The sequence below is a fragment of the Methylomonas stagni genome (assembly GCF_050154735.1).
Lineage (GTDB): Bacteria > Pseudomonadota > Gammaproteobacteria > Methylococcales > Methylomonadaceae > Methylomonas > Methylomonas koyamae_A.
Map to the genome: position 1 here is coordinate 114,856 of NZ_CP189557.1, position 21,090 is coordinate 135,945.

General features: G+C 54.6%; 17 protein-coding genes. 10 read left to right on the forward strand and 7 right to left on the reverse strand.

All coding sequences use genetic code 11. The annotated features are described in order from the left end of the window. Positions 1 to 191: 191 nt before the first annotated feature. Both ACP4CD_RS00530 and dctA read right to left on the reverse strand, forming a co-directional pair. The gene (locus ACP4CD_RS00530) at positions 192 to 1,358 is read right to left on the reverse strand and encodes an aminotransferase class V-fold PLP-dependent enzyme (RefSeq protein ID WP_281020930.1); all 1,167 of its coding nucleotides are present in this window, start codon (positions 1,356 to 1,358) and stop codon (positions 192 to 194) included. A 257-nt stretch (positions 1,359 to 1,615) separates the two neighbouring features. After that, complete coding sequence (dctA, locus tag ACP4CD_RS00535) at positions 1,616 to 2,908, reverse strand: C4-dicarboxylate transporter DctA (RefSeq protein WP_426992918.1); 1,293 nt, start codon at positions 2,906 to 2,908, stop codon at positions 1,616 to 1,618. A 424-nt stretch (positions 2,909 to 3,332) separates the two neighbouring features. On the opposite strand from dctA, the gene ACP4CD_RS00540 reads away from it, so the two are divergent. After that, positions 3,333 to 3,572 (forward strand): hypothetical protein, encoded by a 240-nt coding sequence (locus ACP4CD_RS00540; protein WP_313729715.1) that lies wholly within the window; start codon positions 3,333 to 3,335, stop codon positions 3,570 to 3,572. A 29-nt stretch (positions 3,573 to 3,601) separates the two neighbouring features. Beyond that, positions 3,602 to 4,543 carry a glycosyltransferase family 2 protein gene (locus tag ACP4CD_RS00545; RefSeq protein WP_426992919.1) on the forward strand — a complete coding sequence of 314 codons (942 nt, stop codon included), beginning with the start codon at positions 3,602 to 3,604 and terminating at the stop codon, positions 4,541 to 4,543. Between the two features lie 643 nt (positions 4,544 to 5,186). On the opposite strand, the gene ACP4CD_RS00550 is transcribed toward ACP4CD_RS00545, so the two are convergent. From ACP4CD_RS00550 to ACP4CD_RS00565, 4 genes are all read right to left on the reverse strand, one after another. Further along, positions 5,187 to 5,630: a hypothetical protein gene (locus ACP4CD_RS00550; RefSeq protein WP_426992920.1), complete on the reverse strand. Its 444-nt coding sequence runs from the start codon at positions 5,628 to 5,630 to the stop codon at positions 5,187 to 5,189. Positions 5,631 to 5,703: 73 nt separating this feature from the next. After that, positions 5,704 to 6,411, reverse strand: a complete 708-nt coding sequence (locus ACP4CD_RS00555) for a class I SAM-dependent methyltransferase (protein ID WP_426992922.1) — start codon at positions 6,409 to 6,411, stop codon at positions 5,704 to 5,706. Continuing rightward, positions 6,401 to 7,039: a hypothetical protein gene (locus ACP4CD_RS00560; RefSeq protein ID WP_426992923.1), complete on the reverse strand. Its 639-nt coding sequence runs from the start codon at positions 7,037 to 7,039 to the stop codon at positions 6,401 to 6,403. The genes ACP4CD_RS00555 and ACP4CD_RS00560 overlap by 11 nt, the downstream gene beginning before the upstream one ends. A 94-nt stretch (positions 7,040 to 7,133) precedes the next feature. Further along, a complete protein-coding gene (locus ACP4CD_RS00565) occupies positions 7,134 to 8,111 on the reverse strand; it encodes a 5'-nucleotidase (protein ID WP_426992924.1) in 978 nt (325 codons plus the stop codon). A gap of 712 nt (positions 8,112 to 8,823) precedes the next feature. Here ACP4CD_RS00565 and ACP4CD_RS00570 point away from each other — a divergent pair. From ACP4CD_RS00570 to ACP4CD_RS00595, 6 genes are all read left to right on the forward strand, one after another. Beyond that, positions 8,824 to 9,435 carry a hypothetical protein gene (locus tag ACP4CD_RS00570; protein ID WP_426992925.1) on the forward strand — a complete coding sequence of 204 codons (612 nt, stop codon included), beginning with the start codon at positions 8,824 to 8,826 and terminating at the stop codon, positions 9,433 to 9,435. A 429-nt stretch (positions 9,436 to 9,864) separates the two neighbouring features. Next, positions 9,865 to 10,818, forward strand: coding sequence for an HpcH/HpaI aldolase/citrate lyase family protein (locus ACP4CD_RS00575; RefSeq protein WP_064024973.1), 954 nt, complete (start codon positions 9,865 to 9,867; stop codon positions 10,816 to 10,818). A 125-nt stretch (positions 10,819 to 10,943) separates the two neighbouring features. After that, positions 10,944 to 12,125 carry a malate--CoA ligase subunit beta gene (locus tag ACP4CD_RS00580; protein WP_071160893.1) on the forward strand — a complete coding sequence of 394 codons (1,182 nt, stop codon included), beginning with the start codon at positions 10,944 to 10,946 and terminating at the stop codon, positions 12,123 to 12,125. Positions 12,126 to 12,134: 9 nt separating this feature from the next. Next, positions 12,135 to 13,022, forward strand: coding sequence for a succinate--CoA ligase subunit alpha (gene sucD, locus ACP4CD_RS00585; RefSeq protein WP_064024975.1), 888 nt, complete (start codon positions 12,135 to 12,137; stop codon positions 13,020 to 13,022). 81 nt (positions 13,023 to 13,103) lie between these two features. Then, the gene (locus ACP4CD_RS00590) at positions 13,104 to 13,379 is read left to right on the forward strand and encodes a hypothetical protein (protein ID WP_426992927.1); all 276 of its coding nucleotides are present in this window, start codon (positions 13,104 to 13,106) and stop codon (positions 13,377 to 13,379) included. Positions 13,380 to 13,390: 11 nt separating this feature from the next. Next, positions 13,391 to 17,326, forward strand: a complete 3,936-nt coding sequence (locus ACP4CD_RS00595; protein ID WP_426992929.1) for a DEAD/DEAH box helicase — start codon at positions 13,391 to 13,393, stop codon at positions 17,324 to 17,326. A gap of 4 nt (positions 17,327 to 17,330) precedes the next feature. Here ACP4CD_RS00595 and ACP4CD_RS00600 read toward each other — a convergent pair whose 3' ends face one another. After that, positions 17,331 to 17,654 (reverse strand): hypothetical protein, encoded by a 324-nt coding sequence (locus ACP4CD_RS00600; protein ID WP_426992931.1) that lies wholly within the window; start codon positions 17,652 to 17,654, stop codon positions 17,331 to 17,333. A gap of 447 nt (positions 17,655 to 18,101) precedes the next feature. Between ACP4CD_RS00600 and ACP4CD_RS00605 the strand changes: the two genes are divergently transcribed. Further along, on the forward strand, positions 18,102 to 20,252 hold the full coding sequence (locus ACP4CD_RS00605) for an adenosylcobalamin-dependent ribonucleoside-diphosphate reductase (protein ID WP_426992933.1): 2,151 nt from the start codon (positions 18,102 to 18,104) through the stop codon (positions 20,250 to 20,252). 18 nt (positions 20,253 to 20,270) lie between these two features. Further along, complete coding sequence (locus ACP4CD_RS00610) at positions 20,271 to 21,002, forward strand: DUF3800 domain-containing protein (protein ID WP_426992935.1); 732 nt, start codon at positions 20,271 to 20,273, stop codon at positions 21,000 to 21,002. The last annotated feature ends 88 nt before the right edge of the window (positions 21,003 to 21,090 follow it).

The following is a 21,090-nucleotide window of genomic DNA, read 5'->3' on the forward strand; positions in this document are numbered from 1 at the left end:
TGCCAGTTTTATAAGTTATTGATTGTTATCAGTATCGCGTGTCGGCTGAGCTGGCGCCAGTCCGGCAGTGGGTTGTACTTTGGTGCAGTGTTGTCGCGTTTTGGTGCCGGTTGCGACATTCCGCAACCGGCAACATAGCCTGACCATGTTAACAACCTGGGCGGCGATTCGGTCGCCCAGGCGTGGCCGGCTTATTTGGCGGTCGAGCGATAATACTCGACGGCGGCCGCGACGCCGCTACCGGCCTTGATATCGAAACCGTTGTCCAGCATCGCCATTTCCACACCGGCAATCGCCCCGAGCAAGGATACGTCGTTCATGTCGCCGACGTGGCCGATGCGGAATACTTTACCGGCGACTTCGTTCAAACCGGCGCCCAGCGAAATATTGTATTTGCTGTAAGCGGTGCTGATCACGTGGCGGGCGTCTTTATCGGCCGGTACCACGATGGCGGTGACGGTATCCGAAGCCCAGCCTGCTTGGGCGCAAGTTTGCAAGCCCCAGGCCGCCACGGCGCGGCGCACGCCTTCGCCCAAGCGGTAGTGGCGGGCGTAAACGTTCTCCATGCCTTCTTCCAGCAACAATTCCAGCGCTTTACGCAAACCGTACAACATCGGCGTGGACGGGGTGTAAGGGGTGTAGCCGTCCTTGTTGGAGGCCGCCATGTCTTTCAGCGAAAAGAACGAGCGAGGGAAGTTGCTGTTGTCGATCGCCGCCAGGGCTTTTTGGCTAAAGCCCAAAATCGCCAAACCCGCCGGCAGCATAAAGCCTTTTTGCGAACCGGCGATGCTGGCGTCCACGCCCCATTCGTCTTGGCGGAAATCGATGCTGCCGATGGCGCTGACACCGTCCGAGAACAGCAGGGCAGGGTGGCCGGCCGCGTCCAGCGCTTTGCGCACGCCGGGGATGTCGCTGGTGACGCCGGTCGAGGTTTCGTTATGCGTCGCCAACACGGCTTTGATCTCGTGGTTTTTGTCGTCTTTCAGGCGCACTTCCAGGTGGTCCAAAGGAATGCCCTTGCCCCATTCGACTTGCTGGATTTCCACGTCGAAGCCCAATTTGCGCGCGGCTTCCGCCCACAAATGGCCGAATTGGCCGAAGCGGTAAATCAATACTTTGTCGCCCTGGTTCAAGCAGTTGGTCATTGCCACTTCCCAGCCGGCGGTACCGGTGGCCGGGAACACGAAGCATTGGCCGGTTTCGGTGCGGAACACTTTTTTCAGGTCTTCCAGAATCGGCGCCAGCAGCTTGGGGAAGATCGGCGAGCGGTGGTCTTCCATCGGCACGTGCATCGCGCTCAAGATTTCGTGTGGGGTATTGGTTGGACCTGGGACAAAAAGGTGATTGCGACCCGCCATCTGCTGACTCCTTAAAGGGATTGATTGTTTCGTGAAAAATCGCCGGATAGTGCCACAGAAGCGGGTTTTGAGCAAGTCTCTACGCAAGGAACGGTCTAGTTTCCAGACTTGGCTTCGGCTTCGTTCCCGCTCTTCTCAACGCCCGTAGCCGATGAGAGATTTTAAGGCGCGATTCGATAAAATCGGCGCTAGACCATACTTCTACCGAAGGAAAAACCGGCGTTTGGCGCCCGGCTGAAGCAGGCTAAGCGGCGGCTCTAGCCGCGAACGCCACCCTCCAATTCCGCCCGCAGTTGGGCCTGATTTAGCTCGCGCTCGGACTGCGACACCACGATGGTTGCCACGGCGTTGCCGATCAGATTGGTCAAGGCGCGGGCTTCCGACATAAAGCGGTCTATGCCCAAGATCAGCGACAAGGCGGCCACCGGTACCGCCGGCACCACCGCCAGCGTCGCGGCCAGCGTAATGAAGCCGGCGCCGGTCACGCCGGAGGCGCCTTTGCTCGTCAACATCGCCACCAACAACAAGGTCAATTGCTGAGACAAGCTCAAATCGACATTCAACGCCTGAGCAATAAACAAGGCCGACAGGGTCAGATAAATATTGGTGCCGTCCAAATTAAAGGAATAGCCGGAAGGGACGACCAAGCCGACCACCGACCGCGAACAACCCAAGCGCTCCAGTTTATTCATCAACGGCACCAGTGCCGATTCCGACGAAGACGTTCCCAGCACCAGCAGCAACTCTTCCTTGAGGTAACGCAGCAGCTTGAAGATGTTGAAACCGGTCAGTTTACCTATCCCGCCCAGCACCAGCACCACGAACAGCGCGCAGGTCAGATAAAAACAGCCCATCAACGCGGCCAAGGGTTTCAAGGCATCTATGCCGTATTTGCCGATGGTAAAAGCCATCGCCGCGCCCGCGCCGATCGGCGCCAACTTCATGACCACGTTCATCATCGCAAAGAATAGATGGGCGCATTCCTCGGCAAAGCGATGCACCAAACGCCCGGCTTCGCCCATTTTCTGCAGCGCCAGCCCAAACAGCACCGAGACCAGCAACACCTGCAGCAAATCGCCCGAGCCGGTGAAGGCGTCGGTAAAGGTTTTGGGGATGATGTGTAAGAAAAACTCGGCGACGGTTTGTTGACCGGCCTGCTTGGCGAAACCCGCGACCGCCGGCGCATCCAGGCTGGCCGGATCGACGTTAAAGCCCTGGCCCGGCGCCAGCACATTGGCCACTATGACACCCAAGGCCAACGCAAAGGTCGATACCACTTCGAAATACACTAGGGCTTTAAAGCCGACGCGCCCGGCTTTCTTCATGTCGCCCGCCCCGGCAATGCCCAGCACCACGGTGCAAAACACCACCGGCGCGATCAGCATTTTGATCAAGCCGATAAAACCGTCGCCGACCGGCTTCAATGCCACCGCATGCGCCGCATCGAAATGGCCGAATAATCCACCCAATACAATCGCCGCCAAGACCCAATAGTACAGCCGGGTTTGAGCGCGGTCAGCCGGCGGTAACGGATGGGATGGTGTGTCCATGGCAGGATTGAATTGGATTTATCGCGGCGATTTTAGATTGAAGGTAAAAGTCGGCCAATAGAGCCGCCCAAATTTACGCGCCTTCACTGTTTTGGTTGAGTGACCTGTCGAAGCGGTTTGACACCGATGACAGTAGTCATGACAAACCGGGGCGAAATATCGCAGATATACGACATGTCGTCTCGGTTTGATGTTGCCATAAGCCTTATCTTTCCTACAAAGATCAATTTGTCTATTTAAATTCAACTGCTTATGTATTTCAAATAAATCGGCATGGGGTTTGCGTTGTTTTTAGCAAGTGGGTCGGAAACGCCTCAACCAATGATTTAGTCAGCGGCCGGCGGGCATAAACGACACCGTCGTCATGACCTCGATTAGAGGTCGCAGTTAACAGATTAATCAAACAAATTGTGGGACTCTGCGTATGCCGATCACCTTACTGAAAGCACTCAACCTGGCCAAAGATCTCGACGATCTCGGTAATTCGTCGCCAGGGTCTTGCTATTACAGCACGAGTTCTTTCGATGAGAGCGAGGCGTTTAAGTCAGCGGGAGTACGGATTCAGATAGGCAGCGACTTGCATTCAGCGAGAAGCGAGCAGTTGGTTTTGGACGTCACGCAAATGCCCGGCATTGAGCCATCACAGACGTCGTTGAAATTTTGAATTTATTTTTGAACCCTAGGAGTAAGTAGATGAATACTGAATTAGTACGAACCGCAGTCATCGTTCCCGTTTGGAATGCCAGTCAGCACTTGGATCGGCTGTTGCCGGCACTGGCGAGCCAGTCTTTGCAACCCGATGAATGGCTGATAGTCGATAGTCACTCGACGGATGACACCGTTCAACGTTGTTTGGCGGCGGGCGCTAGAGTCGAAACGATTCCGCCGGGAACATTCAACCATGGCGGGACTCGGCGTTGGGCCAGCCACTTGGTGTCTGCGGACATACTGATCTTTATGACGCAGGATGCGATCTTGGCCGATACGGAAAGTTTGCGTAAGTTGCGGGATGCGGTGTTGTTGGATGTCAACGTGGGCGTGGCATACGGGCGGCAGTTGCCGCGCCCGGAAGCCGGCACTCTTGAAGCGCACGCCCGTTATTTCAACTACCCCGCGCGAAGCAGAACCAAGAAACTTTCCGATTCCGCCAGCTTGGGTATCAAGACTTGCTTCAGCTCCGACTCGTTCGCCGCGTACAGACGCACGGCCCTTGATGCGGTCGGCGGATTTCCACTCGACGTGATCGGCAGCGAAGACGCCTATGTTGCCGCTAAAATGCTGCTGTCCGGCTGGAGCGTTCGGTATGAAGCCGACGCTCTCGTCGTTCATTCGCACAGTTATTCTCTTTGGCAAGAGTTTCGGCGCTATTTCGATATTGGCGTGTTTTACGGCCAGGAAGACTGGATTGAGCGCCAATTTGGTAAGGCGCGCGGGGAAGGGCGGCGTTTTGTCATTTCAGAAGTTAAACACATCATGCAGTTGGGGCAAACTTGGCGCATACCCGAATGCATTTTGCGTTCCGCGCTGAAATTGTTGGGGTATCGGCTAGGCTGGATACACAAGGCCTTGCCATTGGCCCTGAAGCGGCGCATCAGCATGTTTCCTCGTTACTGGGAGTCTTTGGAATTATCATGATTTTCCAAAATCGCCACGGACTGGTATCCCGGTATTTTCCGATTCTTGCGTATCTTCTATTCATCCGGCCCCTAAAAACCGTTCGCCCCGAGCCTGTCGAAGGGCGTACTGGTCCGGGCTTAGCCGAGCTCGGCCCGAACGGAATACCAGATCAGTAGGGCCGGGTTAATAATTCTGGATTTGGCTGCTTGAGGTTCGCCCGCTAAAGCCGGTTTGCCGAGCGATGGAGGGATGGCGCAAAGGGAATTGCACGGATTCACCCTGCGGGACTGCCGACACCGGTGACGAGAATCGTAAGCACGTAGACGCGGTGAACAAAATCAACCGCATCGATCGCGTAATTCTCTAGCCGCTATCTTAGGCAAATCGATTTCATGTCCCCATTCTCGGAATAAACACCTAATTTCACGTAACGATGAAAGCTTGAATAAGGCCGGTTGCTGGTCTGTCATCGTTGCAACCTACTTCACTTTCTTGATCGATGCGGTTCGTACCGCAGCACACTTCCGGGCTGAAAGTTAAAATCGGCCAAAAGCGGCCTATCCAGGTAAATTTTTGAATGGCCGCTTAATGCTGGAAGGTGCTCGTTTAACGGCCAGAGTAACAGGTGAGAACGAAGTGAGCGTCTATGTTAACGCAGTGGTTAGGCTTTATAGTCAATTGATTTATGAGACTTTGCCTCTAGTGTTCCCTTCGCGCAGTAATACCCAGAATCTCTAGCCATCGTATTTTTTACTTCAGCAGAGGTGAAACAATACGCATGAAATGCTTCATCCCTACTACCAATTCTCAATTTACTTCTTGGCCCTATTAGAACAATTAAGTGATCATATTTTTCTGGGTCACCTACTGAAAGATTTGTTCTTTCAGGAGAATTGTGAACTTTGACTTGGACTTTCTCGCCATTGATCTTTCCGTCATAACCTGGGTGTCTACCGCTCTCCTCCAATACCAGGCCAAATTTCTTAACGCAAAGCCATTCCCCAAGATCACCTAGTACTTTATCCGAACGCACAATATTTTGATCCTGTAGCTTTGCTACAGATTCAAAATATTCACGTATTAACTTTTTCTCAGTTTCATCCATATGTATAGCCTAAAGCTTAACTCTGCGGCAATTTTTGAGTGCAGCGAAGAATTTGTCAGAAAATGGCGCTTTGCTAAAGCTTTTTACAGGTAAAAACGCAGTAACGGGGAGATTCCCACCTAGCGCCATATTTAGCTTGTATTTCATCATCAGGATAAGTTTCATCAAATCCGTCAATTGCAAATCCTGACGCCACCAGCTTATTGAAATATTCAGACAAAGGGCGGTGGTGATAGGGAACGTCACTGATGACGTTTTTTGAGTCTTTGGTAATAGTGAATGACACATTTTTTGTCATTGGCGTCATATAGTTGTACTTATCCCCAAAGAAATTCTTGTATTCGTTATAAAAGCAAGGGTGTGGAATAGTAAAAATAAAGTGGCCGTTGCACTCTAAATGTTGGCCAACCGACTTAAAGAAGCCTGTTAAGTCATCTACGACGTGAGCGACTAGGTGTGAAAAAGCAATATCGTATGACTTATCTTTTTCCAATTCGAATGAAGCGCAATTAATCAACCTAACATCTGTAAAGGACAACACATCCCGTGCTACTTCATACATACCTAAAGATGGCTCGATAGCAGTTACGGTCAACCCTAAGTTAAATAGTTCCTTGGAAAGGTGACCCGTACCTGCACCAACCTCAAGAACATTTTTCGGAGATAAGCTTCTAATAAGATTAATAATAAGAGGCCGAAAAACCTCATTAAACGTCAAATCTGAACCGGACTCTATTTGATCTCTACGTATCTTCGCAGAGTTGCACCATCTATGAGGCATTTGCTAGTTCCTTTGATTTCCTAATAATATCCTTTGCCATTGCAATTATTTGAGGGCCAGAATTATTGTCAAATATGGTTATCTCATGATCAGGATGAACGCCTCGCGCGATGGCAAGTTTTTCTGCTCCACTACGATCACCATTGACTAAAGTAAACCTTGCTTCTGGTGAGGCAATTTCTTTAGTGACGATAAAAGACGCACCTTTAAGATTTGTCTTTAGTATTTCTGAAACTTCATTGGGGGTAATAATTTCGATACGAGTTCCTTTCTCAATCTTGGATTGAAGAATAGAAATCAGCTTATCGTTTCCTGCTAGCCATGAAACTCTATTACTTACAACTGTCGCACTTGTTCCAGCAGAAATGAAATCTTCCATGAACTTGAGCGTGTCTTTTGGTTCCTTATCAGTTTGTGTATCAGGAAGATACTTTATTCCTTTTTTTGCAAGCATCAGGATTACGGCAATTACTTCAATAATTACAGAGCTAATTAGTAGTTCTAAATATTGGAGTTCTTTGGATTCTGAAAAAAACCAAGCATAGCCAATTCCTGCCAGGGTCATGGCTGCGGTTAATCCAGTAATCCATAAAAATAGGTATAGTGTATGTTTTACTAAATTCTGCATTTACATCCTTTGATGATATTAGTAACCGACGCTGCTTAAACTCTATCGCGAAGTTCAGCGGCGAAGCTTTGGTGAAATCGGCTGGAGCATTGGGTTAGCCATTCTTCTTTGCAATTATTTGCTTCAATGGGGAATTGCTCGGATACAACACCTTGGCACAAGGTATATCTGACGATGCTGGATCCAAGTGCGAGTCTTGATCATCAAAAAATATGTGTGGCTTAAAAGACTTTAGAAATCTACTTTTTTGCAATCCACCAAGAAAGAATGCCATATCAACGTAAACATCCCATTCTCTAAGAGTTTTAACGACTCGCATTTCAGCAGGGCTGTTTCTTGCAGTAATAATTGCAAGCTTAACTGGGGAATACTCTTTTCTTCCTGGCAACCTTTCCTTCATTTTTGAAAGTTTTTTAAGTAATTTGGCATGAGGCCCTTCTGGTAAAGGAGTATCCTGTTCTAAATCTTCATTTTCATGAAATGCGGACAATCCCTTTATCTGATTTACAATTTCGCTAGCCTCACTAAATATTACGGCATCAGCGTCAAAAGCAAATCTCACTTGCTCTTGATCGTCTGGTAAATGTTCATTTGTTGTAGGTGGGGCTTTTACAATTGCAGCAGCACATACTCCACTATCAATAACACGCTGTGCATCTGTCTCGCTTGTAGTTAAAAACAAGTCCACATAAAAACTTTCTAAGTAATCTACATTTGATTCGCCAGCAGTAAATGCCGACCTAGATATTTTCAATCCTCTGTTCCGTATCTCACGAAGTACCCTGAAACCTGTTTCCGGGCTATTCCTTGACATCACAACTACCTCAACAATTGGTGGCTCCCCATCTTTTTTGTACTTGTTCAAGTTTAACAGTGCCTTTACAAGCGGCATTCCTGTGCCGTCGCTAAGAGCGGTCGATTCATTTTGGAGCATGTAGCTTCTATATTCTTCCATTGCCGTATCTGGATCATGGTCAATTTTCTCCCTAAAAATTCTATCGGCCTCAGAAAGATCAAATAGAGCTGTAGCAGAAATTCCAATCACCAATGATTCAGATAAGTCTATGGGCATATAGTAACTCTTAGTGTCTAATAGGGAAGTCGATAGTTTCTGTATATTATCGGAGCTAAGTATATATGACTGGGAAACATCAAATTGCGGTCATTGAATCAGAATGAACGATAGACCGCAATGGGTCGTAAGCCGCCCGCTAACTTTCCAAACGCAACGAGCCGCGAGCATAGCGCATGGAAAAATGCCTACGCGAAGTCGTTAGCGGCTATTCTATGCTGTTTCCAATTTATAGACTATTCTTTCGAACGCTCAAAGAGGGCGCGCGTTTGCTAATCCACTAGCTTTTCTGCATAAGTTAGCTCGCTGGCGAGCGAATAGGCGCGCATCTCAACGCGGCTGGCGGTAAGCCTCTTTGCTTGCCCGTCCCGGAACGGTTTTTACACGTGTTTCCAACGTTGGGGGAAAACCGCTGCAGGCTACGGCTGGCAAGGCTTCCGGCGATTCTGGTTTCACGGGGCTGTAGAATCACGACACGGAAGCCTGGAAGGATGTCACGGAACGTTCGAAGGACGTCACGGAAGCCTGGAGGCACGTCACGGAGCGCTGGAAGGATGTCACGGAACCGTGGAAGCACGTCACTGGAAAGCGGAAGGACGTGTTTCCAACATAAAAACACGGCACGGAAACGCCGATACCCTCGTCGCGGGCGTTGCCGGTGGCGAAACTGGAGTAGGTGGGCGGATTCAATTCATTCATCGAGGAATTTAACATGCCCAAATCCACGTTTATCCCGAACGCCGATCACGACTTTCTGGCCTGGTTCGACCATTTCCTGGCCAATCTGAAACCCGAACACGGCGTGGCGGATGCCGACTTGGCGGCGCTGACGGCGGCGAACGCCGATTTTCACGATAAGTCTCGGCTGGCCGGCAACGCCGCCGCGCTCGCCAAGCAGGCCACCGCCGACAAGAGCGACAGTCGTAAAGCATCCGAAAACCTGATTCGGGCGGAAGTGCGGCGCATCAAGGCGCGCGCCAATTACACCGACGGTATCGGTGCGCAATTGGGTATCGACAGCAGCAGCCGGACCGGCGATCTGTCCACGGCCAACCCCAAATTGAGCGGCAACGATCAAACCGGTGGGGTGGTGGTACTGAGTTTTGTGAAGCACCGCAGCGATGGCGTGAATCTCTATTGCCAGCGCGACATCGACAGCGACTGGGTGTTGCTGGGCCGCGCCACCGTTTCGCCCTTCGTCGATCGCCGGCCGCTGCTGACGCCCGGCAAGCCGGAACTGCGCCGCTACACCGCCGTGTTCATGTCCAAGGACCAGGAAGTTGGTCAGTACAGTCAGGAACTGGTGGTGAATTGCGCACCGTGAGTGCCGAGGGTATTTAAGTCGCCTGGGCCATGCTCGCCGTTTGGCTCAGGCATGACTTGAGGTTAGTCGTGCATCCTAAAATGAATTTGTCGGTCTTGAGTAGTCCCGTTCGACTTCCCGCGACCATGCCAAATCCCGGCCGGCGCTAAGCCTATCGGCGCCGCAATCTCCACGTCACCCGCAATCGCTGGCATCGCGGCACCGCTAGCCGGCGTTTTAACCGACGATTTTCAGGCTAAGCCATTTACTCTACCGGCAGTCGGTGCGTACGGACCGCTGGCTAGGGCGTCGGCGTTTGCTCCATGATAGTGCGCGCATCCGTCCGCAAGCGTTGACTTTGCACGTCCCGAAAGTAAAATGGCTGGCTATTTAAATCATTGCCGGAACAGCAAAAACAGCCGTTCTCTCACTAACCTTAGGAATTGATTCATGAGCCACACTCTTTACCAAGCCAACGCGCAACGCGTGCAACGCTGCGAACTGGCGGTGCCGGGTTCCAATCCGGACATGTTCGAAAAAGCCCTGAAAAGCGGTGTGGACTTCATTTTCCTGGATTTGGAGGACGCGGTCGCGCCGGACGACAAGCTGCAAGCCCGTAAAAACGTGATCCAAGCCATCAACGACTTGGACTGGGAAGGCCACGGCATCACCTTGTCGGTGCGGATCAACGGTCTGGATACTCAATATATGGTGCGCGACGTGGTCGATCTGGTCGAGCAGGCCGGCGCTAAAATCAAAACCCTGTTGGTGCCCAAGGTCGGCGTTTACAGCGACGTTTACATGGTCGATGCGATGCTGAGCCAGTTGGAAATGCAGCAAGGCCTGACCAATAAAATCGGTATCGAAGCCTTGATCGAAACCGCGTTGGGCATGGCCAACGTCGAAGACATCGCCAAGCAGGGCGCCATCGGCGGCCGTTTGGAAGCCCTGCATTTCGGTGTCGCCGATTACGCGGCCAGCAATCGCGCCCGTACCGTCAACATCGGCGGTTTGAATCCGGATTATCCGGGCGACCAATGGCATTTCGCGATCAGCCGGATGACGGTGGCTTGCCGGGCTTACGGCCTGCGGCCGATCGACGGTCCGTTCGGCGACATCAAGGACCCGGAAGGCTACAAAGCCGGCGCCCGCCGTGCCGCAGCGCTGGGTTGCGAAGGCAAATGGGCGATCCATCCGTCGCAAATCGCGTTGGCCAACGAAGTGTTCACCCCGCCGCCGGCCGAAGTTGAAAAAGCCAAGCGTATCCTGCAAGCCTTGAAGGAAGCTGCCGCCCAAGGCAAGGGCGCCGCCGCGCTGGACGGTCGTTTGATCGACGCCGCGTCCGAACGGATGGCCAACAACATTGTGCGCGCCGCCGAAGCGATCGCCGCGAAAACCAAATAATTCAATTCTTGTAGGTTGGGTCGGTCCTGAGCGAAGGCGAAGGGCGTAACCCAACACGAAGGCTTTAAATGTTGGGTTAGGCTTCGCTAACCCAACCTACATTTTCTAATATCACGAGAGAACCCATGGACATTCATGAGTACCAAGCAAAACAGTTGCTCGCGGAATACGGCGTGAAAATCGCCGAGGGCGGTCTGGCTTACAGTCCGGAAGACGCGGTGCAACGCTCGCGCGAAATCGGCGGCCACGTCTGGGTCGTCAAGGCCCAAATTCATTCCGGCGCGCGCGGCAAGGCCGGCGGTATCAAGGTGTGCAAAACCCACGACGACGTCAGCGCCGCCGCCGAAGCCTTGCTCGGCAAACGTTTGGTAACCCATCAAACCGGTCCGGCCGGTAAACAATGTTTGCGCCTGTATGTCGAAGCCGGCGCCGACATCGTTAAGGAACTGTATTTCAGCCTGCTGATCGACCGCGCCCACGAGCGCATCGTCATGGTCGGTTCGGCGCAAGGCGGCATGGAAATCGAAGAACTGGCCGAGACCAACCCGGACGCGATCAAGAAAATCCACATCGAGCCGGCTGTCGGCTTGCAAGATTTTCAAGCGCGCGAGATGGCGTTCGCGTTGGGCATGACCGCCGACCAAGTGCCGCAAGCGGTTAAATTGATTCAAGGTTGTTACCGGGCGATGCGCGACCTTGACGCCAATATGATCGAGATCAATCCGCTGGTGATAACCGGTCACGACGAATTGATCGCATTGGACGCCAAAATGGGTTTCGACGATAACGCCTTGTTCCGCCGTCAAAAAATTTCCGAGTTGCGCGACAAGACCCAGGAAGATCCGCGCGAAATGGCGGCGGCCGACCGCGGCTTGAGCTACGTCGGCCTGGACGGCGACATCGGTTGCATGATCAACGGCGCCGGTCTGGCGATGGCGACGATGGACATGATCAAACTGGCGGGCGGCGAGCCGGCCAACTTTTTGGACGTCGGCGGCGGCGCCTCGGCCGAGCGTACCGAAAAAGCCTTCCGGATGGTGTTGCAGGACAAAAACGTCAAAGCCATGCTGGTCAATATCTTCGCCGGCATCAACCGTTGCGACTGGATCGCCGAGGGCGTCGTCCAAGCGGTCAAGAACATCGATATGAAAGTGCCGCTGGTGGTGCGCTTGTCCGGCACCAACGTCGAGCAGGGCCGCAAGATCATCGAGGATAGCGGATTGCCGATCATTACCGCCGATACCTTGGCGGAAGCCGCCGAAAAAGCCGTCGCCGCGCGCAACCAAGTCGTGGCCGAGCAAGGATAAGGAAACACTATGTCAATTTTCATCGATAAATCCACCCGCATCATCGTTCAAGGCTTTACCGGCAAGATCGGCAGCTTTCACGCCCAGGAAATGATCGACTACGGTTCCAACGTGGTCGGCGGCATCACGCCGGGCAAGGGCGGTCAAACCCATTTGGGCCGGCCGGTGTTCAATACCGTCAAGGAAGCGGTCGAGCAGGCTGGCGCCGAAGCCAGCATCGTGTTCGTGCCGCCGGCTTACGCCGCCGATTCGATCATGGAAGCCGCCGACGCCGGTATTAAATACTGCGTGTCGATTACCGACGGCATTCCGACTCAGGACATGATGAAGGTCAAAAACTTTCTGAGCAAATTCCCCAAGGAAAAACGCATGGTGTTGACCGGGCCTAACTGCGCCGGCACCATCAGCCCAGGCAAGGCGATGCTGGGCATCATGCCTGGCCATATTTACATTCCCGGCAGCGTCGGCATCGTCGGCCGTTCCGGTACGCTGGGCTATGAGGCCGCCGATCAGATGAAAGCGCTGGGCATCGGCGTATCGACTTCGGTTGGTATCGGCGGCGACCCGATCAACGGCAGCTCGCACCGCGACATTCTGGAACGCTTCGAGCAAGACCCGGAAACCAAGGTAGTGATGATGATCGGCGAGATCGGCGGTCCGCAAGAAGTTGAAGCCGGCGTATTCGCCAAGGAAAACATGAGTAAACCGGTGGTGGCCTACATCGCGGGTCTGACCGCGCCGAAGGGCCGCCGCATGGGCCATGCCGGCGCGATTATTTCCTCGACCGGCGAATCGGCGGCGGAGAAAGTCGAAAGGCTGAAAGAACTGGGCGTGACCATCGCGCCGACACCGGCGGCAATGGGCGAGACGATCGCCAAAGTACTGGCCAAGCTGTAAATCCGGCCGGGCCAGCCGCCACCAAGCCCGCGGGATGCGGGCTTTTTTATTTCCAATGTTCCTTTTGCCTAGATCCGAGTTATGACATCCGCATCGCAACGAGGCCAGTGTCTCGACCATTACCGCCGTCTGCCGGCCGAACACCAGACGATCGTGAAATTGCTGGCGATGTATTACGGATACTGCTCGTTAACCACGTTGGCTAAATGTCTGGCGAGTCTGGGCATCAAGGAAGGCGGCAAGGTGTTGAAGTCCGAGTCGGTCAAGGCCAGGATCAAGCCGCTGATCGCCGCCGGATTGCTCGAGGAAAACCCCGGCCCGGCGGTACCCGTTGTTCGCGGGCCCTGGCGGAAGTGATCGTTCGGCAAATGGTCGACGACAACGAATTCGAACGCTACGCGGCCGTCGTTACCACCCATAATCCGCCCGGTCACGGTTATTACCGCTATAACAGCGTCGACGATTGCATCCGCGAGGCCAGACTGTTTTTTCATCGCGGCGATTACGCGCAAGTCGCGCAATGTTTGAAGATCGGCGATCACTATCCCGGCAAAATTCCGGACCCGATCGATTTATACCTGTCCTGGTTTCTGAATCCGCTGGACTTGGCCGGATTCGCCCGCCAACACGGCCCGCTATTACTGGAAATGGCCGGATTCGCGGCGATGCACCAGTTGGTTTATCTGTACGCCAACTCCGACTTGCAACAGCTTTACCGGCATTTGCTGGATACCGACAAGGGCCGCGAGGATGCCTTGTTGCCGCGGGTGGTACTGGAGTTGAAGTTGTTGGAGGGCGACTGGGACGGCGTGGCCGGCGCGGTGCGGGGTACCGAAGATCCCGAGTTGCAGGCGGTCGCGGCGATGCTGGCTTTTTTGCGTGGCGAAGCTTCCGCCGCGCTGACCGGTTACGATAAGGCGTTGGCGGCGTTTCGCAAGCTCAGCGGCCAACGCAACATTTACTTTTACGGGTTGGCGGGGGTGTTTTATCCGCTGGCCATTCTCAAATACGGCGACACCAAGCAGCGCGCCAAATTGGCGACCTTGCTGAATCAAGCCGGCAAGCTGGGCGGTCCTTGGACAGGCATCTATCACTATCTGGCGGTCTTCAACCAGTTTTTGCAAGGCGACCTGTCGGTTCGCGATCAACTGTTGCGCCTGGAGCTGCCATTCCGGCTCAGCGGCGGTTTTCGCGACAGCGGCACGCCGGACGGCGTGCACGCCACGTCGTTGTTTCAATACGTGTTGTTGTTGGTCATCAAGTCCTGGGTCAAAACCGACTTTGTCGATAAGGTCGATCCGTTGGAGCAGAAGCTCTACAGTCATTTGCTGGCCAACGGTTATCGCTGGCCGGCGGCGGAGCTGGCCAAGATCTTCGCCGGTATCGACTTGCCGCGCGCCAAGCAATGGGATGCCGGTTTCTTGGAAGGTCGGACCGCGCTGAGCACGTTGTTCGTCAGTCGCGCCGATTGGGAAGTGGCCTTGGATGCGCTGCTGAATTTGCCGCTGGCCGATAAAAAGCCGGACGCGGCCGCCAGCGACAAGGCATTGCGGCTGGTTTGGCTGATCAGTCACGACGAGAAAAATCACCGTATCGAAATCGAGCCGCGCGAGCAAAAACAGCAGGGCAAGGGCGGCTGGAGCAAGGGCCGGGCGGTGGCGTTGAAGCGCCTGGCCCAGGAAACCGCCGGTTTCGATTACCTGACCGACCAGGACCTGAAAATCTGCGCCCACATCAAGGAATACCGCGATAGCGGCTGGTACGGCAGCAACACTTTTTTCGCGTTCGACGCCGGCACGCCGCAAGCCTTGATCGGCCATCCCTTGGTGTTTTGGGCCGACGCGTCGGAAGTCCGGGTCGAAATCGTTAAGGGCGAGGCGGAATTGCGGGTCAAGAAATTGGGCAAGGACGACCGAATCAAGATCAGTCTGGAGCCGGCGCCCGGTTTCGAGCAAAAGTTTTATATCGCCAAGGAAGCGCCGACCCGCTTGAAGGTGGTGGAATTTACCGCCGAGCACCACAAAATTTACGGCGTGTTGGGCCCCAAGGGCTTGGAAGTGCCGATGTCCGCCCAGGAGCGGGTGTTGCAAACCCTGACCGGCATTTCCGGGTTGCTGACCGTGCATTCCGACATCGGCGGCAGTTCCAGCAGCGCCGAGCAGGTCGAAGCCGATCCGACCCCGCGCCTACATTTGTTGCCGCATGGCGAAGGATTGCGGGTAGCCTTGCTGGTGCGGCCCTTCGCCAATGGCGGCGCCTATTTTCAGCCCGGCCAGGGCGGCGAAAGCGTGCTGGCCGAGATCGACGGCAAGGCCTTGCAGGCCGCGCGTAATCTGCGCTTGGAAAAACGCCGGGCCGAGGCGGTGCTGGATGCCTGTCCGATTCTCGGCGACGGCGAGCGCGACAGCGCCGGCGACTGGCTGCTCGATCATCCGGAAACCTGTCTGGAGTTGCTGCTGCAAATCCAGGCCTTGCCGGAGGGTCAGGCGATTCTGGAATGGCCGGAAGGCGTGCGGTTCAAGGTGTTGGGTCATTCCAGCGGCAAGGGCCTCAGCCTGCAAATCAAGCGCGACAACGATTGGTTCAGCCTACAGGGCGAGCTGAAAGTCGGCGACGACACCGTGCTGGACATGCAGCAACTGTTGGGTTTGCTCGACAACCGCGAAGGCCGTTTTCTGCAACTAAAGGACGGCCAGTTCATCGCGTTGACCGACGAATTCCGCCGCCGTCTGGAAGATTTGAAAGCCTACGCCGATCTTAGCGGCAAGAAGGTCCGCATCAATCCGTTGGCGGCGCTGACCTTGGAAGACTGGGAAGACGAGGTCGGCTTCAAGGCCGATCAGCATTGGCAGGCGCATATGCAGCGCTTGCAGGCGTCCCGCGATTACCAGCCGCGAGTGCCGTCCACCTTTCAGGCCGAATTGCGCGACTATCAGATGGACGGTTATCGTTGGCTGGCGCGGCTGGCGCAATGGGGCGTGGGCGCCTGTCTGGCCGACGACATGGGCTTGGGCAAGACCGTGCAGGGTCTGGCCTTGCTGGTCGAGCGCGCGCCGCTGGGACCGGCCTTGATCGTCGCGCCGACCTCGGTGTGCGCCAATTGGGAGAACGAAGCGATCCGCTTCGCGCCGACTCTGAACCCTATCGTGCTCGGTACCGGCGACCGCCAGCGCTTGCTGGAAAATTTGCAAGCCTTCGATCTGCTGATTTGCAGCTACGGCTTGTTGCAGCAGGAGCAGGTGGCCGAGATGCTGGCGAAAATCGAGTTCGGCACCGTGATTCTCGATGAGGCGCAGGCCATTAAAAACGTAGCCACTCGCCGCTCCCAAGGCGCGATGAATTTACAGGCCGGCTTCAAGTTGATCATGACCGGCACGCCGTTGGAAAATCATTTGGGCGAGCTGTGGAATCTGTTTCGCTTCATCAATCCGGGCCTGCTCGGCTCGCTGGAACAATTTAATCAGCGCTTCGCCGGACCTATCGAACGCGAACGTAGCGCCGAAGCGCGGTTTCGCTTGAAGAAATTGATCCAGCCCTTCATCCTGCGCCGGACCAAGACTCAGGTGTTGCAGGAGTTGCCGCCGCGCACCGAAATCCCGATTTACGTTGAACTCAGTCCGGAAGAAACCGCTTATTACGAGGCTTTGCGCCGCGACAGTCTGCGCGTGCTCAGCGCGGCGGAAGGACCGGCCGGCCAACGCCATCTGCAGATCCTGGCCGCGATCACCAAATTACGGCGCAGTTGCTGCAACACTCAGTTGGTCAACCCGGATCTGGCACTGCCCAGCAGCAAATTGGCCGCCTTCGGCGAGATCGTCGACGAATTGCTGGATAACAAACACAAGGCGCTGGTGTTCAGCCAGTTCGTCGATCATTTGCAATTAATCAAGCAATACGTTGAGCGGCGCGGCATTCGTTACCAGTATCTGGACGGCTCCACGCCGGCCAAGGAGCGCCAGACGCGGGTCGATGCCTTTCAACGCGGCGAAGGAGAACTGTTTTTGATCAGTTTGAAAGCCGGCGGCGTCGGTTTGAACCTGACCGCCGCCGACTACGTGATCCACATGGACCCGTGGTGGAATCCGGCGGTCGAGGATCAGGCGTCCGACCGCGCCCACCGGATGGGCCAGCAGCGGCCGGTGACGATTTACCGGATGATCGCCAAGCAAACCATCGAGGAAAAAATCGTCGCGCTGCATGGCCATAAGCGCGACCTGGCCGATAGTCTGTTGGATGGCGCCGACTTGAGCGGCAAGGTCACGGCCAACGAATTGCTGGATTTGATGAAGGCCGAAGTCGCATAGCGGCTTATTGCCGCCTTAGATTGTGCTTCTTGCGAGCGATCGCCCGATCGGCCTTATTCTGTTGATGCGTCAAGCGGGCGCGTTCCGTATTCGTCACCACGCCGTCGGCCTTGGCATTGGCTTCCTGGCGTTCGATACGGGTTTGTTGATGTTCCAGACGATTGGCTTCGCGGGTGGTCAGCGCGCCGGAGGCTTCGCCTTGTTCGATACGACGTTCTTGATCGATTTGGCGCTGATCGATGCCCGGCGTGCCGGCCACGCCCGGTTGGCAGAACCCGATCGCCGCGAACAGGGCGGTCGTGCTAACAATCTTGGCGATGTTGTTCATCGGTGGTTTTCCTCGTGAGTTGAGTGAGCTCGGCCTATCGGCCGGGCGCCGGCTTGCTTCAAGCCGGCGGGCCCATTTTAGTCGCTACCATTAAACCTTTCTTAACCCTGCCGGCTAACCGGGAAATCGATTCGGTTTCAACTGCGCGCGCTAACTCCTTGAACTGAAAAGGCTGCGCGTTTTTCCTCGGGCGTAGCGTAAAAAGTTCTGCCGGCATCACAATATATTGTGCTAACATTTTTCCAATGGCACTACATGCAGTGGCGCAAGCCCGCGCAGTGTCTTCGCTTTAATTCGTAATAAACATCAATATCTTACAAGCACAAACGTCGCCGAGTTCGCCGGTTCGGACACTATCGGTTCGCGGCGGCGCGTTTGTCGGCTTGTGAAACTCGCTCCGACGAGCGGGTTCGTCCAGTAACCATCAGACCAAAAGGGAATCCGCGCATGACCGCAAAACTTTCCGTTGTACCGTCCACCGATACCGATATTCCGCTGCAAAGCGCTTCCCTGGACATCTGGGACAGCAAATATCGTTTGAAGACCAAGGACGGCAAGGCCATCGACGCCAGTATCGACGACACATACAAACGGGTTGCCCGCGCGTTGGCCGATGTCGAGAAAACCAAGGCCTTGCGCGAACAGCATTACAAGGAATTCCTGTGGGCCTTGCGCCAGGGCGCGATTCCGGCCGGGCGGATTGTGTCGAATGCCGGCGCGTTGGAGCACAAGCCCGCGACTTCGACCATCAATTGCACCGTGTCGGGCATCATCGAAGATTCTATGGACGACATTCTGCATAAGGTCCACGAGGCCGGTTTGACCCTGAAAGCCGGCTGCGGCATCGGCTACGAATTCTCGACCTTGCGGCCGCGCGACGCCTACGTGTCCGGTGCCGGCGCCTATACTTCCGGCCCGCTGTCGTTCATGGACATCTACGACAAGATGTGTTTCACGGTATCGTCGGCCGGTGGCCGGCGCGGCGCGCAAATGGCGACCTTCGACGTCGCCCATCCGGACGTGGTGGACTTCATCCGCGCCAAGCGCGAGGACGGCCGACTGCGCCAATTCAACTTGTCGCTGCTGATTACCAGCGAATTCGTCGAAGCGGTCAAAAACAACGGCCCGTGGTCGCTGTCTTTCCCGATTACCGAGCGCGAACAGATCGCCGACCAGTTGGATTTGAACGATGGCGCCAAAGTGATCTGGCGCGATTTGCCCAATAAGAAAGGTTACGTGGTCAACGAGGCCGGTCTGGTGGCCTGCCGGATCAGCAAAGTGATGCCGGCCCGCCGCCTGTGGGACATCATCATGTCCTCGACCTACGACTACGCCGAGCCCGGCTTCATCCTGATCGACAAGGTCAACGAGATGAACAACAACTGGTTCTGCGAGCACATACGCGCCACCAACCCTTGTGGCGAACAACCGCTACCGCCTTACGGCTCCTGCCTGTTGGGCTCGATCAATCTGACCCGCTTCGTCGAGCAGCCGTTCACCGAGCAAGCCCGCTTCAACTGGGACGACTACCGCAAGACCGTGCGCATCTTTACCCGCATGTTGGACAACGTCGTCGAGATCAACGGCCTGCCGCTGCAAAAACAGCGCGACGAAATCACCGGCAAGCGCCGCCACGGCATGGGCTATCTCGGTCTGGGGTCGACAATCACGATGCTGGGCCTGAAATACGGCAACACCGAGTCGCTGGACTTCACCGAGGAAGTCACCAAAGTCATGGCCGTGGAGGGCTGGAAAACCGGCCTGGAACTGGCGAAGGAAAAAGGCCCGGCGCCGATCATGGAGCAGTTGTTTGAAGTGAGCGGCGAAATGCTGCACAAACGCCCGGAAATGCTGGCCGACGGCTACAAACTGGGTGACCAGGTGCCGGGTAAGGTGCTGCACGCCAAATACAGCCGCTACATGCAAAAATTGGCGCAAGTCGAACCGGAACTGGTCGCGCAATTGGCCGAAACCGGCTGCCGCTTTACCCATCACAGTTCGATCGCGCCGACCGGCACCATCTCGCTATCCCTGGCCAACAACGCCAGCAATGGCATCGAACCCAGCTTTGCCCATCATTATTCGCGCAACGTGATCCGCGAGGGCAAGAAGTCCAAGGAAAAAATCGACGTGTTCTCGTTCGAACTGCTGGCCTACCGCCACTTGGTCAACCCGGACGCGATGCCCTATAGCGACAATCCCGCGCAACAACTGCCGGACTACTTCATCGCCGCCGACGACATCTCGCCGAAACAGCACGTGGATATTCAGGCCGCCGCGCAACGCTGGATCGACTCGTCGATTTCCAAGACCGCCAACGTGCCGACCGACTACCCCTACGAAGACTTCAAGTCGATCTACGAATACGCCTACGAACAAGGCCTGAAAGGTTGCACCACCTTCCGCTTCAACCCGGAAGTATTCCAGGGCGTGTTGGTGAAAGAGTCCGACCTGGAAAACACCACCTACCAGTTCACATTGGAAGACGGTCATGTGGTGGAATTCAAAGGCAACGAGGAAGTGGAATACGACGGCGAAATCCACACCGCCGCCAATCTGTTCGATGCGTTGAAGGAAGGCTATTACGGCAAGTTTTGATTCGTCGAACGATTCCAGATGAACGGATCATTTTCTGATTACATCGTATACGTCGATGAAAGCGGTGACCACGGTTTGAATAGTATTGACCCGAGTTATCCGATATTCGTACTGGTGTTTTGTATTTTCAAAAAGCAGGATTATGTTCAAAGTGTGGTGCCGTTGATTCAGGCGTTTAAACTCAAGCATTTCGGCCACGATCAGATAATCTTGCATGAAACAGATATTCGTCGGGATCGCGGCAGTTTTGCTTTCTTGAAAAGTCGGCAGCTTAAATTCGATTTTTTGAACGAATTGACGTTAATCATTCAACAATCGCCGTTTACCTCAATCAGTTCCGTGATCGATAAACAACGTTACCGGCAAAAACATCATATGGTGGAAAACCCTTACCATATCGGCCTGCGTTTTGGATTAGAACGGATTTTTTATTGTTTGCGACAATCGTCTTTGACCCATATCGTCGTGGAACAACGCGGCAAAGTAGAAGACGATGAATTGGAATTGGAGTTTCGGCGTATTTGCGCTGGTGATAACTACTTGCACAAGCCTCTGCCGTTCCAATTGGTGTTCGCCGACAAGAAAAGCAATTCCGCAGGATTGCAATTGGCGGATTTGGTAGCGCGCCCTATCGGGCTGCATTATTTAAGGCCGGAACAAAGCAACAGGGCGTTCGAAATCGTGAACGAAAAATTCTATACCAATAACCGGGGCGATAAACATGGATACGGATTGAAATGCTACCCCTGAAAAACAAAAAGCCCCGATGTAACCACCGAGGCTTTTTGTCGACCGAGTATCCTCAATCCTTGGCGACATTATCTGTTTGGCAACCTGT

What these genes read in the sequence shown, in the direction of transcription:
- ACP4CD_RS00530 (WP_281020930.1), bottom strand. Translation starts at nt 1,358, where the DNA reads ATGGCGGGTCGCAATCACCTTTTTGTCCCAGGTCCAACCAATACCCCA.
- dctA (WP_426992918.1), bottom strand. Translation starts at nt 2,908, where the DNA reads ATGGACACACCATCCCATCCGTTACCGCCGGCTGACCGCGCTCAAACC.
- ACP4CD_RS00540 (WP_313729715.1), top strand. Translation starts at nt 3,333, where the DNA reads ATGCCGATCACCTTACTGAAAGCACTCAACCTGGCCAAAGATCTCGAC.
- ACP4CD_RS00545 (WP_426992919.1), top strand. Translation starts at nt 3,602, where the DNA reads ATGAATACTGAATTAGTACGAACCGCAGTCATCGTTCCCGTTTGGAAT.
- ACP4CD_RS00550 (WP_426992920.1), bottom strand. Translation starts at nt 5,630, where the DNA reads ATGGATGAAACTGAGAAAAAGTTAATACGTGAATATTTTGAATCTGTA.
- ACP4CD_RS00555 (WP_426992922.1), bottom strand. Translation starts at nt 6,411, where the DNA reads ATGCCTCATAGATGGTGCAACTCTGCGAAGATACGTAGAGATCAAATA.
- ACP4CD_RS00560 (WP_426992923.1), bottom strand. Translation starts at nt 7,039, where the DNA reads ATGCAGAATTTAGTAAAACATACACTATACCTATTTTTATGGATTACT.
- ACP4CD_RS00565 (WP_426992924.1), bottom strand. Translation starts at nt 8,111, where the DNA reads ATGCCCATAGACTTATCTGAATCATTGGTGATTGGAATTTCTGCTACA.
- ACP4CD_RS00570 (WP_426992925.1), top strand. Translation starts at nt 8,824, where the DNA reads ATGCCCAAATCCACGTTTATCCCGAACGCCGATCACGACTTTCTGGCC.
- ACP4CD_RS00575 (WP_064024973.1), top strand. Translation starts at nt 9,865, where the DNA reads ATGAGCCACACTCTTTACCAAGCCAACGCGCAACGCGTGCAACGCTGC.
- ACP4CD_RS00580 (WP_071160893.1), top strand. Translation starts at nt 10,944, where the DNA reads ATGGACATTCATGAGTACCAAGCAAAACAGTTGCTCGCGGAATACGGC.
- sucD (WP_064024975.1), top strand. Translation starts at nt 12,135, where the DNA reads ATGTCAATTTTCATCGATAAATCCACCCGCATCATCGTTCAAGGCTTT.
- ACP4CD_RS00590 (WP_426992927.1), top strand. Translation starts at nt 13,104, where the DNA reads ATGACATCCGCATCGCAACGAGGCCAGTGTCTCGACCATTACCGCCGT.
- ACP4CD_RS00595 (WP_426992929.1), top strand. Translation starts at nt 13,391, where the DNA reads ATGGTCGACGACAACGAATTCGAACGCTACGCGGCCGTCGTTACCACC.
- ACP4CD_RS00600 (WP_426992931.1), bottom strand. Translation starts at nt 17,654, where the DNA reads ATGAACAACATCGCCAAGATTGTTAGCACGACCGCCCTGTTCGCGGCG.
- ACP4CD_RS00605 (WP_426992933.1), top strand. Translation starts at nt 18,102, where the DNA reads ATGACCGCAAAACTTTCCGTTGTACCGTCCACCGATACCGATATTCCG.
- ACP4CD_RS00610 (WP_426992935.1), top strand. Translation starts at nt 20,271, where the DNA reads ATGAACGGATCATTTTCTGATTACATCGTATACGTCGATGAAAGCGGT.